Origin of the sequence: Corynebacterium mendelii, from assembly GCF_017307055.1 — a bacterium.
GTDB lineage: Bacteria > Actinomycetota > Actinomycetes > Mycobacteriales > Mycobacteriaceae > Corynebacterium > Corynebacterium mendelii.
In genome coordinates this window covers 576,280-597,603 of sequence record NZ_JAFLEQ010000008.1, presented here as the reverse complement: position 1 = coordinate 597,603, position 21,324 = coordinate 576,280, and the positions used below count along the sequence as shown (strand labels likewise).

17 protein-coding genes and 1 pseudogene are annotated in these 21,324 nt (G+C 64.9%); 5 read left to right on the top strand and 13 right to left on the bottom strand.

All coding sequences use genetic code 11. The annotated features are described in order from the left end of the window. Positions 1 to 163: 163 nt before the first annotated feature. Positions 164 to 790: pseudogene (gene rdgB, locus JZY06_RS05825) on the bottom strand (RdgB/HAM1 family non-canonical purine NTP pyrophosphatase); the annotation flags it as partial. A gap of 263 nt (positions 791 to 1,053) precedes the next feature. After that, complete coding sequence (gene rph / locus JZY06_RS05820; RefSeq protein WP_207119086.1) at positions 1,054 to 1,785, bottom strand: ribonuclease PH; 732 nt, start codon at positions 1,783 to 1,785, stop codon at positions 1,054 to 1,056. Between the two features lie 202 nt (positions 1,786 to 1,987). On the opposite strand from rph, the gene JZY06_RS05815 reads away from it, so the two are divergent. Beyond that, positions 1,988 to 2,755: a hypothetical protein gene (locus JZY06_RS05815; protein WP_207119084.1), complete on the top strand. Its 768-nt coding sequence runs from the start codon at positions 1,988 to 1,990 to the stop codon at positions 2,753 to 2,755. 45 nt (positions 2,756 to 2,800) lie between these two features. On the opposite strand, the gene JZY06_RS05810 is transcribed toward JZY06_RS05815, so the two are convergent. The 6 genes from JZY06_RS05810 to clpS all read right to left on the bottom strand — a co-directional run bounded on the left by JZY06_RS05810 (position 2,801) and on the right by clpS (position 7,418). Continuing rightward, on the bottom strand, positions 2,801 to 3,568 hold the full coding sequence (locus JZY06_RS05810) for an MBL fold metallo-hydrolase (RefSeq protein ID WP_207119082.1): 768 nt from the start codon (positions 3,566 to 3,568) through the stop codon (positions 2,801 to 2,803). A 107-nt stretch (positions 3,569 to 3,675) separates the two neighbouring features. Next, positions 3,676 to 4,518, bottom strand: a complete 843-nt coding sequence (gene murI / locus JZY06_RS05805; protein ID WP_207119080.1) for a glutamate racemase — start codon at positions 4,516 to 4,518, stop codon at positions 3,676 to 3,678. 57 nt (positions 4,519 to 4,575) lie between these two features. After that, positions 4,576 to 5,604 carry a hypothetical protein gene (locus JZY06_RS05800; protein WP_207119078.1) on the bottom strand — a complete coding sequence of 343 codons (1,029 nt, stop codon included), beginning with the start codon at positions 5,602 to 5,604 and terminating at the stop codon, positions 4,576 to 4,578. A 34-nt stretch (positions 5,605 to 5,638) separates the two neighbouring features. Further along, entirely contained in the window at positions 5,639 to 6,301 is a 663-nt protein-coding gene (locus tag JZY06_RS12240) for a rhomboid family intramembrane serine protease (RefSeq protein ID WP_207119077.1), read from the bottom strand. 90 nt (positions 6,302 to 6,391) lie between these two features. Then, on the bottom strand, positions 6,392 to 6,973 hold the full coding sequence (locus tag JZY06_RS05790) for a DUF2017 domain-containing protein (protein ID WP_207119075.1): 582 nt from the start codon (positions 6,971 to 6,973) through the stop codon (positions 6,392 to 6,394). 136 nt (positions 6,974 to 7,109) lie between these two features. Continuing rightward, complete coding sequence (gene clpS, locus JZY06_RS05785) at positions 7,110 to 7,418, bottom strand: ATP-dependent Clp protease adapter ClpS (RefSeq protein ID WP_207119073.1); 309 nt, start codon at positions 7,416 to 7,418, stop codon at positions 7,110 to 7,112. A gap of 108 nt (positions 7,419 to 7,526) precedes the next feature. Here clpS and JZY06_RS05780 point away from each other — a divergent pair, with 108 nt between their 5' ends. From JZY06_RS05780 to JZY06_RS05770, 3 genes are all read left to right on the top strand, one after another. Next, on the top strand, positions 7,527 to 8,876 hold the full coding sequence (locus tag JZY06_RS05780; RefSeq protein WP_377768801.1) for a nicotinate phosphoribosyltransferase: 1,350 nt from the start codon (positions 7,527 to 7,529) through the stop codon (positions 8,874 to 8,876). 95 nt (positions 8,877 to 8,971) lie between these two features. After that, positions 8,972 to 10,972 carry an ATP-dependent DNA helicase gene (locus JZY06_RS05775; RefSeq protein ID WP_207119069.1) on the top strand — a complete coding sequence of 667 codons (2,001 nt, stop codon included), beginning with the start codon at positions 8,972 to 8,974 and terminating at the stop codon, positions 10,970 to 10,972. Between the two features lie 129 nt (positions 10,973 to 11,101). Beyond that, positions 11,102 to 12,538, top strand: coding sequence for a class I adenylate-forming enzyme family protein (locus JZY06_RS05770; RefSeq protein WP_207119067.1), 1,437 nt, complete (start codon positions 11,102 to 11,104; stop codon positions 12,536 to 12,538). 73 nt (positions 12,539 to 12,611) lie between these two features. On the opposite strand, the gene JZY06_RS05765 is transcribed toward JZY06_RS05770, so the two are convergent. The 5 genes from JZY06_RS05765 to nrdF form a co-directional block, all read right to left on the bottom strand. Further along, positions 12,612 to 13,496, bottom strand: coding sequence for a YwiC-like family protein (locus JZY06_RS05765; RefSeq protein WP_207119066.1), 885 nt, complete (start codon positions 13,494 to 13,496; stop codon positions 12,612 to 12,614). Positions 13,497 to 13,783: 287 nt separating this feature from the next. Beyond that, complete coding sequence (locus JZY06_RS05760) at positions 13,784 to 14,665, bottom strand: aminoacyl-tRNA hydrolase (protein WP_207119065.1); 882 nt, start codon at positions 14,663 to 14,665, stop codon at positions 13,784 to 13,786. Positions 14,666 to 14,774: 109 nt separating this feature from the next. Further along, on the bottom strand, positions 14,775 to 16,079 hold the full coding sequence (serB, locus tag JZY06_RS05755) for a phosphoserine phosphatase SerB (protein ID WP_377768800.1): 1,305 nt from the start codon (positions 16,077 to 16,079) through the stop codon (positions 14,775 to 14,777). Between the two features lie 179 nt (positions 16,080 to 16,258). Further along, complete coding sequence (ctaD, locus tag JZY06_RS05750) at positions 16,259 to 17,974, bottom strand: aa3-type cytochrome oxidase subunit I (protein ID WP_207119062.1); 1,716 nt, start codon at positions 17,972 to 17,974, stop codon at positions 16,259 to 16,261. Between the two features lie 857 nt (positions 17,975 to 18,831). Continuing rightward, on the bottom strand, positions 18,832 to 19,848 hold the full coding sequence (gene nrdF / locus JZY06_RS05745) for a class 1b ribonucleoside-diphosphate reductase subunit beta (RefSeq protein ID WP_207119060.1): 1,017 nt from the start codon (positions 19,846 to 19,848) through the stop codon (positions 18,832 to 18,834). Positions 19,849 to 20,823: 975 nt separating this feature from the next. Between nrdF and JZY06_RS05740 the strand changes: the two genes are divergently transcribed. Then, positions 20,824 to 21,324 carry a ferritin gene (locus tag JZY06_RS05740; protein ID WP_207119058.1) on the top strand — a complete coding sequence of 167 codons (501 nt, stop codon included), beginning with the start codon at positions 20,824 to 20,826 and terminating at the stop codon, positions 21,322 to 21,324.

Here is a 21,324-nt window from a genome sequence, read left to right as displayed (position 1 = left end):
TGTTCCTGTTTTTCTTTTTCTTCTTCTCGTCCCGGCTGTCCCCGTCACCGGCCGGGGCGGGATCGGTGTTGTCCTCGGTATCATCATCGATTCCAGCCAGATCGATGGCCAGTGCAGAGGCTTTCTCCTGGGTGATGGAGGTGCCCTGTTGTTCAGCGCGGTCGGCCAATTCCCTCAGTACCGGCAGCAGGGCGGACAGGGCGCGGTGCCGGTGGGAGAGGGAGTCTTTTTCCTCCGGGGTCATCTCGGCGGAGGTTTTGGGCCGCTCGTCGGTGCCGTCGGTGCGGTCGTCTTCTTCTTGGGCGATAAACAGCGGATCGTAGCCGAAGCCGTTGTCACCGACCGGTTTTTTCACGATCCGGCCGCGCCAGACACCTTTTTCCAGCCACTCTTCCCCGTCCGGGGTGACAATCGCGCACACCGACACGAACTCGGCGCCACGGCGCCCCACCGGCACATCGGCCATCTGGGCCAACAGCAGCTCATTGTTTTTCGCGTCATCGCCGTGGCGGCCGCACCAGCGGGCCGACAGCACACCGGGCATGCCGCCCAGCTCGTCAACCGCCAGCCCGGAATCGTCGGCCAGGGTGGTGATGCCGGTGGCTTTCGCCCCGGCACGGGCTTTGATCAGCGCATTGTCGGCGAAGGTCCGGCCGTCCTCGACCGGCTCCGGGTAGCCGAGAAGATCCTCGGAGGACACCAGTTCAATGCCGGTGATGCCCTCTGCCTGAAGCAGCCGGTTCAGTTCGGCGAGTTTTTTCGGGTTGTGGCTTGCAACATGCAGCAGCATGGCTGAATACGTCCTTCCGCACGGTGGGTGCGTTAGTGGAGTTCGTCATCGTTATCGGCAGATAACATACCCCGCCCGGCCGGCAGCCGGGGCACAGACTGCGGCAGCCGGTGTACGGGTTGCGGGGGCTGCGCCGGGCAGGGGCGCCCGGCTCACCCGGTGCCGTGAACCGGTAGGGGGCACCAGTGCCGTGGTCCCCTCCCCCGCCCGGGGGCCGCCGGGGTGTCTTTTCCCCGGGCGGGGGAAGAAAAAAGGGGGCGGGTTTAACCGGCCAGGGCTTTTTTCTGGGCGGCGATCAGTTCGGCACAGCCGGCGGCGGCTGAATCGAGCATGGCGTTCAGCTGCGCCCGGTCGAAGGTGCCGTGTTCGCCGGTGCCCTGCACTTCGACGAAGGAGCCGGATTCGGTCATCACCACATTCAAATCCACCTCGGCCCGGGAGTCTTCCTCGTAGGGAAGATCCAGGCACACGTGCCCGTCAATGACGCCCACCGATACCGCGGCCACCGGCGGCAGCAGCGGCTCGCCGGCCAGGACCCCGCGGCGTTTGAGTTCGGTGACCGCGTCAGCCAGCGCCACGTAGGCGCCGGTGATGGAGGCGGTGCGGGTGCCGCCGTCGGCCTGCAGGACGTCACAGTCGATGGCGATGGTGTTTTCCCCCAGCTGCCCCAGGTCGATGGCGGCCCGCAGGCTGCGGCCGATCAGCCGGGAGATTTCGTGGGTGCGGCCCTTGACTTTGCCGCGCATTGATTCCCGCGGCATGCGTTCGTGGGTGGCTGACGGCAGCATCGAGTATTCGGCGGTCAACCAGCCTTCGCCGGAGTCTTTTTTGAAGCGGGGAACCCGCTGTTCGATGGAGGCGGTGCACATCACCCGGGTGCGTCCGAATTCGACGAGCACACTGCCCGCCGGGTTGGTGGTAAATCCCCTGGTGATTGTTACCGGCCGCATCTCGTTGGTGGCGCGTCCGTCTGCTCGTGTGAAAGTGTCGGTCATGCCGCCCACAGTACTAGCCCCCATGCCAGGGTCCACCCCACGGCACCGGTGTGCTGGTCACCGGGCCGGCCGGCCACAGCGTGTAGATTTTTTCTCAGCGCCGCACAAACCCCGCGGCCGCACCGGTTTTTTCACAAACCAAGGTGAGTCCACCGACCGGTATCCCGGTTGTTTCATCCGCCCCGCCATCTGGAAGTGACCCGTGAACGACAGCAGCAACGGCCCCGGCAAGAAGAAGGCCGCCGACCTGAACTGGGGTCTGGAGACCCCGCAGACACCCGCTTTCACCGACGAGTGGGACGATGACGGTGATTCGTCGGAAACCGCGGTGTTCCCCGCGGTGGACACCCCCGCCCCGGTGCCCGCCCCGGCCGGGGCGGCGGGCACCAGGTGGGTCGAACCGGATATGGGCCTGCCACCGGCGGCTGCGCCACCGGCCGCCCCGCCCCGTGGGGCAGGAAAAATAGTGCTGGCCATTGCTGGTGCCGCCGCGGTTTTTGCGGTCGTCGCGGCGGTGGTGTTCCTCGATTTCGGCGACGATGAGGCCCAGCCGTCGGCCACCACCCGCACCGTCGTCGTCGACGAAAACGGCGACCCGATCGTTGATCAGGCTGACAGCGGCGCGGACAACGGCACTGCCCCCGCGGCAGCGCCGGCGACCGCGGCCCCGGCGGACAGGGACGCCGACACCCGGCCCCGGGTGTCGGTTCCCACCGGTGCCGTGGACTGCGGCCGGGAGGGGGACTTTACGGCTTTCCGCGTCACAGAGATCACCTCCTGCCCGTTTGCGCTGGCGGTGGCCGGGGCGGCCGGTGGGCTGGGGGAGGCCGGATTCGGGGATCTGCGCACCGTCACCGCGTTTTCCCCGGTGACGAAAAAAGACTACGAGATGTCCTGCCAGTATGTGGACCACGGTGACTGGCAGTGCCGCGGCGGCAACAATGCGGTGGTGTTTTTGCGCAAACAGTAGCCTTTGGCCCCGCCGACGTCCGGGTGCCGCAGCGCACCCGGGCGGTCACACGGTCAGGCTCATGCCGGGCACAGCCAGGGTGACCGGACCGGGGAACTGTTTTTCGGCGGCGGTTTTCGCCTCGCCGGGATCCACCCACGGGGGAATGTGCACCAGCAGCAGATGCTTCACCCCGGCTTCCCGGGCCATGATGCCCGCTTCCCTGCCGGAGACATGCATGTCGGCGACTTTCCCTTCCGAGCTTGCCCCCCAGGTGGCTTCGCACAAAAACACGTCCGCCCCGCGGGCTGCGGCCACACAGTTGCGGGTGTAGTCGGTGTCCCCGGAATAGGCCAGCACCTTCCCGGTTGATTGCTCTTCCACCCGCAGGCAGTAGGCCTCGGTGGGGTGGACGGCGGGACGCGGGGTGATCGTCAGCCCGCCGACCCGCTGGCTGACGGCGGGGATCCAGGGGGAAAAATCGAAGGTGTCGGAGAAATCATCCACCCCGTCGGGTTCATCGGCCGACAGCCGCCCCAGCCGGTCGGGGGCAAACCCCGGGGCGATGAGGGTGTTCCTTGCCGTGGCCGGCTGCTGCGGATGGTAGCGCCGCCACACCAGCAGGGAGGGGAAATCCATGCAGTGGTCGGCGTGCAGGTGGGAAAAAACCACGTGCGCGGTGGACGGATCAGCCACCTGCTGCAGGGCCGCCAGACACCCGGGGCCGAAATCCATGATCACCGGACGGTGCCCCGCCGAGTGCAACAGATAGCCGGAGGCGGGATTGCCCGGGGCGGCCAGGCTTCCGCTGCAGCCGAGGATGTCAAGCTTCATTCTTCCAATGTAACCGTCCCGGACGGCGGGTGCACCGGTATTGCCGGCAAGTTGAAGGGGAAACACACCACGCAGGCGCTGTGGGTTATTTCACACCCTCCGGGCGGCTATGCCAGCGGATCGGGCAGCTGGCTGACGGAGGTGATCGACGGCCCGAGGAACCTGCCCGCCAGATGGGCGAAGATCCTCGGGTCGCCGGTTGATTCGAAGCGCCGGGACGCCTCCCCGGGGGTGGTGGAGGCCAGCATGTCGGTGTCGTTGAGAATCCTCAGCACATCTTTGGCGGTTTCCTCCGCCGAGGACACCAGGGTGACATGGTCGCCCATCGCCAGCTGGATCACCCCGGTCAACAGCGGATAGTGGGTGCAGCCCAACACCAGGGTGTCCACCCCGGCGGCCTGCAGGGGGGCCAGATAGCCCTGCGCCACCCCGAGGATCTGCCTTCCGGAGGTAATCCCCCGTTCAACGAAGTCGACGAACATCGGGCAGGCGGTGGCGGTGCAGTCGATGCCGGGATGGTTTTCAAGCAGATTCTGATACACCCCGGAGTCAATGGTGCCGGTGGTCCCGATCACCCCGATGCGGCCGTTTCTGGTGGTGGCCACCGCCCGCCTGACCGCCGGGCGGATCACCCCGACCACCGGGACGGGATAGCGTCTGCGGGCTTCCAGAAGAAAAGCACTGGTCGCGGTGTTGCAGGCGATGACGATCATTTTCACCCCGCGGGCGATGAGATTGTCGGCGATGACCCGGGAATGGGCGGCCACCGCCGCCGTGTCCTGCGGGCCGTAGGGCCCGTGGGCGGTATCGCCGACATAGATCAGTGATTCGCCGGGCAGCTGATCGACCAGGGCGCGGGTGACCGTCAGTCCGCCGACACCCGAGTCGAAAATCCCGATCGGGGCATCCGGGCCGTCGGCGGCAGCGGCCTCGGGGGTGGGCGCGGTCATGGGCAACGATCATCCTCACGGTTGGCGGAAAAAACGGCACAGATTCCGGGTGGCGTGTCAGCTGCAGCGGCCCCGGGCCGCATACCCGGATGCGGCCAGCTGCCCGGTCAGCTCACCTGCGGCACGGTCGAGCATCATCTGCCCGGTGGCGTAGGTGCCGTCCGGTGGCCGGGCCACCAGGGACACCCCGATGACCCCGTCCCCGGCGGCGACAACACCCATCTGGCGGACAGTGTAGTAACCGGCGGGATCCGGGCCCCAGCCGCCTTTGAACCGGGCGCCGGGAATACGCCCGAGTCCGTAGGCCTGCTCCGGGGTGATCTCCCCCATCGCGGCGACCACCGGCGCCGAACCGGCCAGGCACGGCAGGTGGAAGGCGAACAGCGCCTGGTCGGCGGCAGTCCACGGGGTTTGCCCGAACACGGAAAAACCGGTGGTGGTCGATTCCGGCACCACCGTGTGCATGTCACCGCCCTGCCGCAGCACCGCGGTGGCCGCGGCAGCGGCCCGGCCGGCATCCCCCAGCGAGTACCACAGCTGCGCGGCAGCGGCATTGTCGGACACCCGCACCGCGGCCCGCATGGCCGGGGCCAGCTGCGGGTTGTCCCGCAGGGCGGCCACCGCCACCGGGATTTTCGACGTCGACCAGGCCGGCCAGGCCCGCCCGTCACCGGCGGCGGCCACCCCGCTGCCGTCAGCCAGCCCCACCCCCAGGCTGCCGGGGGCGGTGGCGGCGACCGCCCGCGCGGCCGCGGCCAGGTCGGCGGCAGCCGGGCGGGCGGTGGCCTGGCCCGGCTCCTGCACAACGGGCAGACCGTCGGGTGCCAGCCCCTGCGCGGCACGGCTGGCAAGCAGTTCATCGCCGGCGGGCCGGGCCGCACCGGCTGTGGGCCGGGTCGTCGCCGGGCCGGTGGTGCCGGCGGCGGCCGCAGTGGGCCCGGCCGGGCTGGTGCGGGTCACTGTCACCGGCACCGCCCCGTCATCCGGGCCGGTGCAGGCGGCGCTGCCCGCGGCGGCAACAACCCCGGCCAACACAACGAGGCCCGCCCGAAGGCGGCCGGGGGTGGGGGATGCAGACTGGATCATCACGGCACAGTGGGCTGTTTTTCCTGTTGCGCCCTCACACCGCGGCAATCGGCCGGGGGGAGGGGTCGGCGGAGTGGTCGGGGGCGGTGAGTTTGGCGGCGGCCACCCCGGCGACCGCGCCGCACAGGTGCGCCTGCCAGCTGATCATCGGCTGCGGGAAAAAGCCCACGATCATACCGGCGTAGGCGATACCGAGACCGATCCCCACCAGAATCTGCAGCAGGGATTTGTTGAAAAATCCGCGCACCACCAGATAGGCCACCCACCCGTAGATCAGGCCAGAGGCACCGACGATCACCCCGCTGCCGATAATCCAGGTCAACACCCCGCCCAGCAGCACAATAATCCCGCTGGAAGCCACCAGCGCCCGGCGGCCGGACAGGCCGATCAGAAATACCAGCACCACCGCGATACCGGCGTTACCGGCGATGTGGGCGAAGTTGGCGTGCAGGAAGGGAAAAGTCACGATACCGGGAAGCCACGTCAGGCTGCGCGGATGCAGCCCGTAGCGCAGCAGGGAGAACCCGCTGACCACCTCCGCGGCAAAAACCACCCAGATAAGCACCTGGAAACCCAGGGTGGCCACCACCGCCTGCGTGATACGGTTTTTCGCCCGTGTTCCGGCCCCCTGCCAGGGGGCGATGGGGCGTCCGTTGGCATCGAAGCTGATGTTGTCGGGGTCGCGGCTTACAGTCACAGTGGGGCTTTCGGGTGTGGTTTTTCTGTCCTGCCCGGCACCGGCATCAGGAGCCGGGCAGGGGCGGGTGGTGTCTTTTCTTCCGCCGGTTCAGGTGTCCGGCCGGCCGGCGTCGTGGACATCATCGGGAAGCTGCCCCATGGCGGCATCGACCAGGGTGCCCTGGCAGTAGGCCAGCCAGGCGACAAGCTCGCTGCGCTGCTGCTCGGCATCGGGTCCGCCGGTGACTTCCCCCGCCGCCAGATACAGCCGCAGGTCATTGAGTCCCTGCACCCAGGCATCCAGTTCGTCGGGGGCGACAGCGACATTGACGGATCCGGTCGGCCCCAGCGCCTGGTTGATCACCTGCAGGTTGGTCAGTTTGCCGCGGCAGATGTCATTTTCGTGCAGGGAACGCAGCAGCTGGTTGTCGCCTTCGTATTCCTCGTCCCCGGCGCGTTCGAAATCGGGCAGCAGCCGGGCCAGTGACGGATCCTCCGGGGCGTCTTTGTGCCCGCTGGGCATGCCGGTCAACTCCGCGAGTTCGTCTTTCGGCGCCGACTGGCAGCGTTTGATCAGCGCCTCAGAGACCGTCGAGGTCAGCGTGCCGAGCACCTCCCGCTCCATGGGAGACAGGGTTGTCACGTATTTGGTGCCCTTCATCAGGCTTTTCTTCTGTTTCCACGCATCCATGTCGCTCGTGTTCGTCCTTCGGTTCAATCAGCATCCCCGCCGGATGACCGGGGCGGCCGGTCCATCCTGCCGCCGCCTTTTACCGGCGGCGGGTGCGACGGTGTGTGTCGGGTGGGCAAAAATCGGGTGGACCCGGCTACCCCGCCTGCTGCATGGTGGCCCACAGGCCGGCGGTGTGCAGTTTTTTCACGTCGCCCTCCACCTTGTCTTTCTCACCGGTGGACACCACCGCCTTCCCTTCGGTGTGGACCTGCATCATCAATTCAATGGCGTGTTTTCTGTCGTAGCCCAACATTGTCTGGAACACGTAGGTGACATAACTCATCAAGTTGACCGGGTCATCCCAGACGATGCACATCCAGGGCAGGTTCTCGCTGGTGGCGACCTCGACGTCATCGCTTTCGATGATTTCGGGTTCGGCCAGCGGGGCTGGGGGATTGCTCATCGCTTCCATACCCGTCAATTTTAGCGGTTTTCGCCGCGCCACCGCGTGTTGGTCCGCCCCGGGGCGGGCGGACGCCGCCGCCGGGGGCGGGCTACTAGCATGGTGCCTGTGACCGATTCCAAGACTTTCACCCCCTCCACCGCACTTCCGCCCTTCCGTTCCTCGGCGCTTTTGACCGACAAATACGAACTGACCATGCTGCAGGCCGCCCTGCAGGACGGCACCGCCCACCGTGACACCGCTTTCGAGGTCTTCGCCCGGCGGCTGCCCAATGAACGCCGCTACGGCGTGGTGGCCGGTACCGCCCGGGTGCTGCGCGCCATCAAAGACTTCGTGTTCACCGACGAACAGTTGGCCACCCTCGATTTCCTCGACGAGACCACCCTGGAGTATTTGAGAAACTACCGTTTCTCCGGGCAGGTCGACGGCTACCGGGAAGGGGAACTCTATTTTCCCCACTCCCCCATTGTGACGGTGCGCGGCAGCTTCGCCGAATGCGTCATCCTGGAGACGGTGGTGCTGTCGATTCTCAACGCCGATTCGGCGGTGGCGTCGGCGGCGGCCCGCATGGTCACCGCCGCCGGTGACCGGCCGATCATCGAAATGGGGTCGCGGCGCACCCACGAATATGCGGCCGTGTCAGCCACCCGGGCAGCCTATCTGGCCGGTTTCACCTCCACCTCGAACCTGGAGGCCGCCAAACGCTACGGTATTCCGGCGGCCGGCACCGCCGCCCACTCCTGGACGCTGCTGCACGTCCACGAGGACGGCTCCCCGAATGAGGAGGCCGCTTTCCGCGCCCAGGTCGACACCCTCGGGGTGGATACCACCCTGCTGGTCGACACCTACGACATCACCCGCGGTGTCGATACCGCCATCGCCGTGGCCGGCAAAGAACTCGGCGGGGTGCGCATCGACTCCGGTGATCTGGGTGTGCTGGCCCACCAGGTCCGCGACCAGCTGGATTCGCTGGGCGCCTACAACACCCGGATTGTGGTCTCCTCCGATCTGGATGAATTCGCCATCGCCGGTCTGGCCGGCTCCCCGGTGGATGCTTTCGGTGTCGGTACCTCTGTGGTCACCGGTTCCGGCGCGCCGACCGCCGGCATGGTCTACAAACTGGTGGAGGCCGACGGCATCCCGGTGGCGAAACGCTCCCGGAACAAAAAATCCCGCGGCGGGGCGAAAAAAGCGCTGCGCGCCTGCCGCTCGACCGGCACCGCCGTGGAAGAGATCGTCTACCCCTTCCGCCGGGACACCCCGGACACCGGCACGTTGACGCCCTACCAGTTGACTGTGCCGCTGATCCGGGACGGCGAAATCGTCGACGGGCTGCCGACCCTGGACCAGTCCCGCGACTATCTCAAAGGCCAGCTGGTCACCCTGCCGTGGGAGGGCCTGGCCCTGTCGAAGGACGAACCGGTCATCCACACCCGCTTCGTCGGCTTCGACCAGTAACCACAATCCCCCTGTCCCAGCCGGCACGCACCGGAGGGGTGCCCCGCCTTGCCCCGGTGTGTGACCGCCTCTGCCCGCCCGACGGTTGAAAGACCATGACGCACACCCCCGATGACGGCCCCGAGCCGGCCAGCACCCGGCAGCTTCTGGACTGTGCGGTCGCGGCTGTCGGCGGCGCCCCGCGCACCGGTCAGCAGACAATGGCCGATGAGGTGACCAGGGCCATCGAATCGGGCACCCATCTGGCGGTGCAGGCGGGAACCGGCACCGGTAAATCCCTGGCCTATCTGGTTCCCGCCATCCGGCAGGCGATGATCACCGGCGACACGGTGGTGGTCTCCACGGCCACCATCGCCCTGCAGCGGCAGCTGGTGGAACGGGATTTGCCCCGGCTGGCCGACGCACTGGAGAAGCTGCTGCCCCGCCGCCCGTCCTTCGCCATGCTCAAAGGCCGGTCGAATTATCTCTGCCGCAACAAAATCGCCGCCGACGATACCGGCCGGGACGGACTGCTCGACCCGGCGGAGCTGACCGAGACCGGCCGGATGGTGAAAAAAATCGTCGACTGGGCGGCCACCACCGACACCGGGGACCGCGACAGCTTCACCGACGGTTGCCCGGATGTGGTGTGGCGCAGCGTGAGCGTGTCGTCCCGGGAATGCATCGGCGCCGGATCGTGTCCGTTCGGGCCGGACTGTTTCGCCGAAGCCGCCAAAGACCGGGCCCGTGATGTCGATGTGCTGGTGACCAACCATGCGCTGCTGGCCATCGACGCGATCAACGGCGGGATGATCCTGCCCGAGCATTCCACCGTCATTATCGACGAAGCCCACGAACTCGACGGGCGCATCACCTCTGTGGCAAGCCACGAAATATCGCCGAAGGCTCTGGTCATGGCGGCCAACCGGGGGAAGAAAATAGGGGCCGGGGCGGCTGCGGCCGCACTAGAGTCCGCAGCCGGTGATTTCGCCGACTGGCTGTCTTCAACCGATGACGGGCGCATCACCGATCTCGATGAGTCGGGGCACGCCGCGATCAATTCGATCGCCGAGGCGCTGCGCGATATGCGCCGGGAAATCTCCGGTGCCGCGGGCGACAGCCCGTCGCCGGAGGAGACCACGGAGAAAAAACTTCTCGCCAACCATCTCACCGACCTGGCGCTGGCCTGCCAGCGGCTTTTCGACTGTGTGCTCCATGATGAGCCCGCCGGCCACAATGATGTGGTGTGGGTGGAAAAACAGCAACGCCCCGGCAACCGGCTGGTCATCGCCCCGCTGCAAGTCTCCGATCTGTTGGCCGAGCATCTTTTTCCCTCCGCCACGGTGATCATGACCTCCGCCACCCTGATCACCGGCGGTAATTTCCGGGGTTTCGCCACCAGTGTCGGCCTGTCGCCGGATGAATTCACCGGAATTGATGTCGGAAGTCCCTTTGATCCGGCAAGGTCGGGGATTTTGTATGTGGCCCGCCACCTGCCGACCCCGTCCCGCGGCGAGGTGGACGACCGCGTCTACGACGAGATGGAGCAGCTGATCATGGCCGCCGGCGGGCGGACGCTGGGGCTGTTCGCCTCCCGGCGGGCCGCCGATACCGCCGCCGAGGTGTTGTCCGGGCGGATTCCCTTCACCATTTTCAAACAGGGCGACAGCTCCACCGGGGTGCTGGTGGACAAATTCGCCAACGATGAAAACTCCTGCCTGTTCGGCACTTTGTCGCTGTGGCAGGGGGTTGATGTTCCCGGCAGCGCCTGCTCGCTGGTGATCATCGACAAAATTCCCTTCCCCCGCCCCGACGACCCGCTGTTTTCCGCCCGCAAACAAGCCGCCGACGCGGCCGGGCGCAACGGTTTCATGGAAGTCGCCGCAGGCCATGCCGCACTGTTGTTGGCCCAGGGGGCGGGGCGGCTGTTGCGCAGCGTCACCGACAAAGGGGTGGTGGCGGTCCTGGACAACCGGCTGGTGACCAAACGCTACGGCAGTTTCCTGTTGAAGTCGATGCCGCCGATGTGGACCACCACCGACACAGCCACCGTCACCGGCTGTCTGCACAGGCTGACGGGCACCGGTTCACCGGCGGCGGAGTCCCCGCCGGGCTAGAGTGGATCATTCACCGGCCACCCCGGCCGCACACCAGCCAACCCACCGACAGCGGTGCCGCCACAGCGGTTGCTGCCGGTGCGTGCTTTTTCAAACAACCCGACACGATTTTCTCCGGACTCTGCGACTGTGATTGATTTTTCCCCCACCGACCACCCGGCGATCACCGAGTCCGGGGTCACCTACACCTACCGTGACCTGCACCGGGCCGTCGACGACCGGGCCTGCCACCTGCGGGCGACCGGTCTTGCCGCCGGTGATGTGGTCGCCCTGATCGCAACCAACGGCATCGGCTTCGCCGTTGATCTGCTGGCGGTCCACCGGGCCGGCATGATCGCCGCCCCGGTCAATCCGGCGCTCCCGGCCGCCCGCATCGACGATCACCTGGGATACATCGGGGCCGCCGCCAGCATCACCAGCGCCGGCACCCCCGCCGGGCAGTCGGCCGGAATCGTGCTGCGCGGCCCCGGCGGCCGGCGAATCGCCCCGCACCCGCAGCTGCATCCCGACACCGCCTGCCTGCCGATGTCCTCCGGAACCACCGGCACCGCCAAAGCAGTGATGCTGTCGGCCAATAATCTTGCCGGGGATGCCCGTCTTTTCGCCGCGGCCGCTGAACTTCGCCGCAGCGACACCGTGATCTCTGCTTTGCCGTTCACCCACATCTACGGGTTGACGGTGCTGCTGCTCAGTCCCCTGTCGGTGGGGGCGCACATTATTGCCGAACCGTTCCACCGCGAGCGCTTCGTGGGTCTGCACACCACCTACGAAGCGACAGTGAGTTTCATCGCCCCGCCGCTGGCTGATCTGTTCACCGCCGATGCCACCAGTGATTTTTCCTCCCTGCGGCTGATTGTCAGCGGGGCGGCGGCACTGAATCCGGCCACCGCCGCGGCGCTGCACACCCGCACCGGGGCGCGGGTGGCGCAGGGCTACGGTTTAACCGAAGCCTCCCCGGTGACGCATTTCGCCCGGTCGGCGCAGTTGTGCCCGCCGGATACGGTCGGCCACGCCCTTCCCGGCACCTGCGACCGCATCGCCGATCCCGCCACCGGGGAGAGCGTCCCCGACGGCAGTCCCGGTGAACTGTGGGTGAAAGGACCGCAGGTGATGCTCGGCTATCTCGGCGACAGCTCAGCCACCGCGGCGGCACTTTCCGACGACGGGTGGCTGCGCACCGGGGATTTGGCGGTCAAAGACCCCGGCGGGGTGGTGCGGATTGTCGACCGGATCAAGGATGTGATCAAATACCACGGCTATTCGGTCTCCCCGGTGAAAGTCGAGCAGATCCTGTCCGCCTGCCCCGGTGTCGCCGACGCCGCGGTGGTCAAAGGCTACGACGGGGAGGGCGAGGAAATACCCGTGGCGGTGATCGCGCCGGATCCGGAACACCATCCCCCGGTCACCGATGACCGGCTGCTGTCGTTCAGCAACCGGCAGCTGGCCCACTACGAGCAGGTCCGCGCCATTGTGCGCACCGACCGCATACCACGGACCGCCACCGGAAAAATCGACCGTACGGCACTGGCCGCCCGGTTGGGCAACAACACCGGCACCACCCGCTAGCATCCGCCCCGGCACAGACCGGGAGAAGGTGGGTGCCCGCCCTTGTTGCGCGGCGGGAAAAACTTGTTGCCCTCTACAGCCCCAGCCCCGGCGGCAGGACGACACCGATGAGAACCAGCACGGTGAACACAATCTCTATTCTGCCGATTTTTTTCGGCGGCCACCGCATATCGTTTTTCTCGGCATGCACCGGCATCCACCAGGCGCGCGCCAGGGCGCACAGCATGGCCACCACCGCCAGCCAGTGAATCCAGCCGATGGCCGCAACATACGCCGTGACCGCCACCGCCACCGCATGGGAGGCCACCGAACCAATGAAATAGGCACGCTCCCCACGGTTGCGGATCAGGGTTTTCACAAACGGGATCGAGGTGCAGAAATACATGCCGATCACGGCTGTGACAGCCCACAGGTGTTCACTGATCGGTTTCCCCGCGGCCATGACCATCACCGGCAGCAGCAGCGCGGACGCCACCACAGTCGATTCCCCCGACGCCAGGGAGCGGGGCCGTTTTTTCCACGCCTCGTATACCGCGATCACCACCAGCGGCCCGAAGGCCGCCGCCCAGATGACCAGGATCGGCCGTTGCGCCAGCACACACACCGCGGCCGCCAGGCACACCGCCCCGTAGACCAGGACCGGGGTGAGGAAATCGGGTTTGCGTTTGGCGGCGGCTTTGATCCACAGCCCGGCGGCGAAGAAGCAGAAGTAGCCGGTGTACCAGGCAATGACCAGCGGGATGAGAATGGTCAGCGCCGGTGTGCTCCAGCCGTAGACAAGCCCCAGAATCGCCGGGATGCTCACCATCATCCAGGCGCCGTGCTGGTCGGGCACCCATCCGCGCGACGGTCCCTTGCGCCGGGAGGGACGTGGTCTGTGAGCCTGCGCCCCACGGGTGGCACGGCCCCTGTCACCTGTGGTGGGCGACGGTGTGTGCGCCTGGTTGTTTTTGCTCATCTCAAACCTGCTCCTTTTCCCGGGGCCGGCCAACCGGCGGGCGTGTCTGTTGTTTGGGTTGCTCGTATTTCCCCTTGTCCGCCGGGCTGTCCGGGACGGTGGCGGGAAAACAAGAGGAGAAGCGTTGTTTTTTTAAAAAACACCCACATGCTGTGCGGCGGATGGCGGCGGCCGGTCAGCTGCGGCTGCCCTTCCCCGCTCACCTTACGTGGTTGGGGTAGGGGTTATAAAGCCCCGCGGGGCCTTGTGGCCGAAAACATCGGTGGCGCACACCGTTTTTTCCACCTTTACCCGGCAGGCCACAGGGCTACCGCGGTCACCGACCCGGGGGCTATTTCGGTGTAGCCGGTATCGACAATGGTGCACGCCCGGTGCAACCGGCTGGCGGCGGTAAACAGCTCCTCGCCGACTTCTTTGACATCCAGGGCAAATCCCGTCGCGGCCCAGCGGACTATCTGCTCCGGGGTGGCCGCGGCGGCCAGCATCATGGATCCGTGGGAGGCCTGGGCTGCGGCTTTGCCCGCGGTCATGCCCAGTGACGCGTTGATGTAGACCACCGGCCGGGTGCTGTCGTGCCCCGGTTGGCCGGGGATGAGATTGCGGGTTGTCAGATAGCTGATGTCGTCGGCGCAGGGAAGATCGGTTCCCGATATCTGCAGACGGGAGATGTTCTTCGGGGTCCGCGGGATCGGGCAGGGAAGAAAAGCCCTCGCCCGGGCAGTGCCGTTGACGGAACTTACCCCCGGCAATTCGGCGGCGCGGGCAAATTGGGTGCCCCGTGCCCGGCGGGCGATTTTCCTGATCCGCGCCCCGTACCAGCTGCACAGTGCCGTCGACCACGGACCATCCACACCGGCTTGCGGCGCCAGGCAGCAGGCCACTGTCGCCTGGGCTGCCGCCGCCAGCAGCTGATGACGAAGCGGTGGATGGTCTTTGGGCATGTCCAGCACAATCGGCATGGCCCGCACCGTCATCGGATCATCCGGGTTTTCGGCATCCGCATCGCGCTGGAACACCAGGGTCAAACGCCGGTGGGCCTCGACAACAAGCTCCGTCTCGGTGGGGTGTGCGGCCGGAGCATCCGCCCCCTGGTTGCCGGTGGTGCAGTCGCAGGAACAGGCGGTGGTGTCAGCGGTTCTATCAGTGGGGTGCGGTGTTGGATCAGCCATAGCGTTAAAAAGAATAAAACCTTCGCCCCCGCGGCCGGGCCGCGGGGGCGAAGATGTGGCTGTTGCCGCAAACCTCCGTTGGGGTGCGGATTTTTTCCAAGATGCCGGGCTAACTGTCCAGCGGCACCCGGTGGACGTCACCCCGCTGTTCGCGGGTGGCCCCGTCGATCTCATCGCGGGAGATACCCAGAATATGCAGCACCTCATCGAGGAACGGGTGGTTGACCGAGGCGTCGGCGACCTCCCGGAGGGCGGGTTTGGCGTTGAAGGCGATTCCCAGCCCGGCGGCGGAGAGCATGTCGATGTCGTTGGCCCCGTCACCGACGGCCACCGTCTGGTGCATCAGCAGACCGGAATCTTCGGCGAATTCCGTCAAAAAGCGTGCTTTGGCCGCCCGGTCGACGATCTCGCCGGTGACGTTGCCGGTGAGTTTTCCGTCTTTGATTTCCAGGGTGTTCGCCCGCACATAGTCCAGGTCGAGCTCTTCCGCCAGTCCCTCGAGCACCTGGATGAACCCCCCGGACACCACCGCCGCGCGGTAGCCCATCTGTTTGAGGGTTTGGATGGTTGTGCGTGCCCCCGGGGTGAGCACAATGTTTTTCGCCACCTCGTCGATGACCGAGGCATCCAACCCGGCCAACGCCCTGACTCTTTCGCGCAGTGATTGCGCAAAGTCGAGTTCGCCGCGCATGGCGCGGGCCGTGACTTCGGCGACTTCTTCTTCCCGTCCGGCGTGCGCGGCGAGCATCTCGATGACTTCACCGGTAATCAGGGTGGAGTCGCAGTCGAAGCAGATCAGCCGCTTCGACCGGCGGATAAGCCCGGCCCGTTCAATGGCGATATCGACCCCGATTTCGCCGGTGAGCTGGGCCAGGGCCTTGCGCAGCGACACCCCGCCGCCGGGGGTGGGGTCGGCTATCGTGATTTTCAGCTCCAGGCCGGTGACCGGATAGTCGGCGATGCCGGCGATGGTGTCGATGTTGGCCCCGTAGTTGGCCAGTGTCTGGCCGATCTGGGAGATGTGGCTGGCGGTCACCGGGTTGCCGAGAACCACCACCGCGTGGGTGGACGCCACCCGGTTGGGTTCCAGTCTTTCCCGCGGCTCAACGGTGACGGTCTGCCCGTAGCCGCGCAGGGTGTCGTTGAGGCCGGTGATCAGTGAGTCGATATCGGCTGCCCGGTAGCCCACCAGTGCCGCGAGATTCAGCCTGCCGCGGAACAGGGACTGCTCGACGTCGAGCACCTGCACGCCGCGGGAGGACAGCACCCGGAAAAATGCTGCGGTCACTCCCGGCCGGTCAAGCCCGTTGACGGTGATCACTGCCGGTGACAGACCATCAGCCAGGGCGACCATGACCTCCGAGGAGGTGGTGGGAGAGGTGGATTGGCCAGGGGTGGATTGGTTTTCGCTCACGGGCTCCATTGTGGCAGATCGCGGGGCGGAACATGCGAAACACCCCCGGGGTCCTTCAGTGAAGGATCGGGGGTGTCTTTTCGCGTATTCAGTAGGCCGGCCGGAAAACCAACCGGTGGTCGCCTATGCCGCGGGCGTGAGTGCCTGGAATCCGCGGCAGCGATGTGCGCCTACGGTTGTTATGTCGCGCTGGCGGTTCCGTGATCGGCACCGGTGTGCGCTTCCATGCGCATCCGGTTGACCATGTGCGGGTAGTGCAGCTCGAACGCGGGGCGCTCGGAACGAATCCGCGGCAGGGAAACGAAGTTGTGCTTCGGCGGCGGGCAGGAGGTCGCCCACTCCAGGGAGTTGCCGTAACCCCACGGATCGTCGACGGTGACGATCTCGCCGTAGTTCCAGGACTTGAAGCAGTTCCAGATGAACGGAAGCATCGACAGGCCGAGGATCAGCGCACCAATGGTCGAGACCTGGTTGTAGGGGGTGAACCCATCGGTGGCGAGGTAGTCGGCGTAGCGGCGCGACATGCCCATGTTGCCGGCCCAGTGCAGAACCAGGAAGGTCATGTGGAAGCCGATGAAGGTCCACCAGAAGTGAATCTTGCCGAGCTTCTCGTCGAGCATGCGGCCGGTCATCTTCGGCCACCAGAAGTAGAAGCCAGCCCAGGAAGCGAAGGCCACGGTACCGAACAGGGTGTAGTGGAAGTGCGCAACCAGGAAGTAGGACTCGGCGAGGTGGAAGTCCAGCGGCGGGGAGGCCAGCATAATACCGGTCAGACCACCGAACAGGAAGGTCGTGAGGAAGCCCATCGACCAAATCATCGGGGTCTCCCAGGAGATGTGGCCGTTCCACATGGTGCCGACCCAGTTGAAGAACTTCACACCGGTGGGAACCGAGATGAGGAAGGTCATGAAGGAGAAGAACGGCAGCAGGATGGCGCCTGTGACGTAGAGGTGGTGCGCCCACACCGCCATCGACAGGGCACCGATCGACAGGGTGGCGAACACCAGGCCGATGTAGCCGAACATGGGCTTGCGGGAGAACACCGGGATGACCTCGGAGATGATGCCGAAGAACGGCAACGCGAGAACGTAGACCTCCGGGTGCCCGAAGAACCAGAACAGGTGCTGCCACAGCAGTGCACCGCCGTTGGCCGGATCAAACAGGTGGCCGCCCAGCTTGCGGTCGTAGAGAACACCGAGAGCGGCAGCGGTCAGCAGCGGGAAGATCATGAGCACGATCAGGCAGGCGACGAAGACGTTCCAGGTGAAGATCGGGACACGGAACATGGTCATGCCCGGTGCACGCAGGCACAGCATCGTGGTGATCATGTTGATCGCCGAAGCAATGGTGCCGACACCACCGGCGCCGACGCCGATGATCCACAGGTCGGAACCGACACCCGGGGAGTGGATGCTGTCGGACAGCGGCGAGTACATCGTCCAGCCGAAGTCAGCGGCACCACCAGGGGTGAAAAAGCCGGCGCACATAGCAATGCCACCGACCAGGGTCAGCCAGAAGCCCAGGGCATTGAGCCTGGGGAAGGCCACGTCGGGGGCGCCCACCTGCAGGGGCAGCATGTAGTTGGCGAAGCCCCACAGAATCGGGGTGCCGTACAGCAGCAGCATCAAGGTGCCGTGCAGGGTGAACAGCTGGTTGTACTGCTCATTGGTCAGAAATTGCAGACCCGTGTGGAACTGTTCCGCACGGATCAGCAGGGCCATCAGACCTGCAACCACGTAAAATACGTAGGCTTGCAGCAGGTACATGAGACCGAGGTTTTTGTGGTCGGTGGTCGTGAGCACCTTCCACGCGAAATTGCCTGGCCGTCCAGTGCCCGTGGGCAGGGGCCGCGGCGGGGCGACCGATTGGTCGACCTTAGGCGCAACTGCGGTCATTGATTCCTCCTGATTACGCGCTGATCCCCGCGCACGGGGACCACTTGGGTTTTCACGCTGGTTCGATCGTAGTGGACCGGCCAAGGCCATTTCCAGCAGAACAAAGGGCACATCAGCTGCTGATAGGGCATTTTTGCCCCTGCGAAGTGTTCCTTTTATCGCCTTCACCGCCTTTGATAGGTACATATCCACGCGATTCCCGGCACGTGCTGTGATGTGCAACACTTTTCAGCCAGTTGTAGGAAACCTGCCCTTTTTCTGAAAAAATCGCCCCTCCCCCACCCCCGACAGAGCTAGAACTTTAGGTTGATCCAACCGGTGCTGGCTGGGAATCCTCCCCCGCAGCCAATCCCCCAGGCACCGCCGTGAGGGTATCTGACCGCCGTTTATCCGCACGCGTGAGGCGACAGCGGCAAGCACTCCGCGAGAAGTTCCCCTCCCCCTGATCAGGCTTACGCACGCCTGAGAAATGACCGCCGGACCCCTTTGCTGCACATCCGGTGACAGCAGGGGCGCCACGTATCCCGCACTCCGTTCAGCCACCACTGCGGATTCCCGGCGGCCGGGTGGCGACCACACAATCCCCGGTGGCACGACACACCGTGAAACGGTCGCTTTTCCGCGGACCGTGCTGATCTTGCATGTCCCCCACACAGGCGGCGCCGCCGGCACTGGATATCCCCTGTTGCCCCCAATGGCAGCGCACCGGGGCATCCGGCACAGCGTGAGCTGTCAATTGAAAAACACCCGGGCCGGCTGTGGCGTCCATCCCGATGGGTGATCGGGAAGGAAGCCGCAGTCGGCCCGGGTGGAGGAAACAACAGGCGGGTAAAGGGCCACCTGTGGGCGGGATTGGACTAGAAGTCCCAGTCGTCGTCTTCGGTAGACTCGGCCTTGCCGATGACGTACGAGGAACCGGAGCCGGAGAAGAAATCGTGGTTTTCATCGGCGTTGGGCGACAGCGCCGACAAAATGGCCGGGGAGACCTTGCACTCATCCTGCGGGAACAGCGCTTCGTAACCGAGGTTGTTCAGGGCCTTGTTGGCGTTGTAGCGCAAAAAGCGCTTGACGTCTTCGGTCCAGCCGAGTCCGTCGTAGAGATCCTCGGTGTAGCCGATCTCGTTGTCGTAGAGGTCATAGAGAAGATCGAAGGTGTATTCCTTCAGTTCCTCGCGCTCCTTCGACGAGATCAACTCCAGCCCCTTTTGGTACTTGTAGCCGATGTAGTAGCCGTGGACCGCTTCGTCGCGGATGATCAGACGGATCACATCGGCGGTGTTGGTCAGCTTGGCATGGGCCGACCAGTTCATCGGCAGATAGAAGCCCGAATAGAAAAGGAAGGACTCCAGCAGGGTGGAGGCGACTTTCCGCTTCAGCGGCACATCACCCTCGTAGTAGTCGAGGATGATTTCGGCCTTGCGCTGCAGCGCCTCGTTTTCCTCCGACCAGCGGAATGCGTCGTTGATTTCCTGGGTCGAGGCCAGGGTCATGAAAATAGAGGAATAGCTTTTGGCGTGAACCGATTCCATGAACGCGATGTTGGTGTACACCGCTTCCTCGTGGGGGGTCAGGGAATCGGGGATCAAAGACACCGCGCCGACGGTCCCCTGAATCGTGTCCAGCATGGTCAGGCCGGTAAACACCCGCATGGTTGTCTGCTGTTCGAGTTCATTGAGGGTGTTCCACGACTTGATGTCGTTGGACAGCGGCACTTTTTCCGGCAACCAGAAGTTACCTGTCAGCCGATCCCAGACTTCCAGGTCCTTCTCGTCGGGAATGGTGTTCCAGTTGATCGCCGCAATCGGGCAGGCCCTGGCCTCGGGATGCTTTTCACGGTGGGCAGGGGTAGAGGGCGGGCAGTCTTTTCGCGCCATGTGGGTTACTTTCAGCCTTTGCTAGTCGTCAGCGGATATCGGTCAAAGATGCGGCGGTCACCGTCGGTTTTCTGGCGGAAAAACGACGGTGAACCGGCCACGAGACAAAGGGAAAAGCATGCTTTCCCCTCAAACCCGGCACTGCCGGGCATGGTCGGTTGTACATATGGGTTCTAGCACCGCTATGCCGTAGAACACATCCGTGCACCACCATCATGTCCACTCGCGGGGACTTCCGCTGGTGCGGGGGCAATAACGGGCAGGTCACAATCTAGTCCTCGGGCAGAACCGGCATCACAGCCCGGCGAACCTCCGCCAAACAACCGGTCCACCCGTTGCAACAGCAAACCACACCGGTGCAACTACCGCGACACAACATCCCGCGCACCCCCCTGTCTGAGCGGCTGCAGATTTTCACATCACAGCTTGTCACCGTTTGTTTCAGCGGCCTGTTGTGCAATCGCGCACACATAGTACGTTACTACGTAAACCACTCACACCCACCCCGTCGCCGCCGGGACCGCTGGCGCCGGACAGCCTCCTGAACCAAGGCAAAAAGCATCCCGACAGCGGGAAAAAGGGTTGAAAATCCGCTTCGGCAACCCCCAAAACACCTCGCTAAAATGTGATTTACGACACGTTTTTTCCGATCAACACCACAATAGGTTAAGGCGATAATGCACCCCCAATACATAGGTTAGTTGTGCCACACTGCCCCGGAATTTACGCTTTAACATATAACTAAATGAGGGCAACCCCCTGGAAAACGCACCCGCACGCTGGCAATTCACAAACTCCCGAGATAAACAGCGCCTGTTTCCCTCCCCCCTTGCGGGGGTACCTCGGCGTGTCAGATACGGACATTTCGGGTAGCTGCAGCTGTGGACTCATTAGGCTTATCAAACCCCAAAACACTAGGATAACCTGGCCTTTACGGTCTGGCGAGGGGCGGGATTTGTGTTTACTATTTGGGTCATGGCTATCCCAGAGAAACTCGCAATCGAAATGAACAAACAGGTTACCGCTGAGCTCGAAGCAGCTCTCGTGTACCTCCAACTGTCCTATATCCTTGATGACATGGGCCTGTCCGGCATGCGTGACTGGATGCGCGCTCAGTCGGATGAGGAAATGACCCACGCCGCCGCCTTCTCCCAGCACCTGCTGGACCGCGGCTACATGCCGAAGATCCGTGAGATCGAGGCCATCGACCTGGACATCGACTCCGCCCTCGGCTGCTTCGAGGCCTCCCTGGCCCACGAAAAGAAGGTCTCCGGAATGATCCGCGACCTGACCGCCCTGTCCAACGATGAGCGCGACTTCGATTCCCGCCCGCTGCTGGACCGCTTCCTCGACGAGCAGATCGAAGAAGAGGCTTCTGTTGGCGAGATCGTCAACCGCCTGAAGATCGCCGGCGACAACGGCTCGGCTATCCTGCTGCTCGACCAGGAACTCGGTTCCCGCGACAGCGCCGAGTAA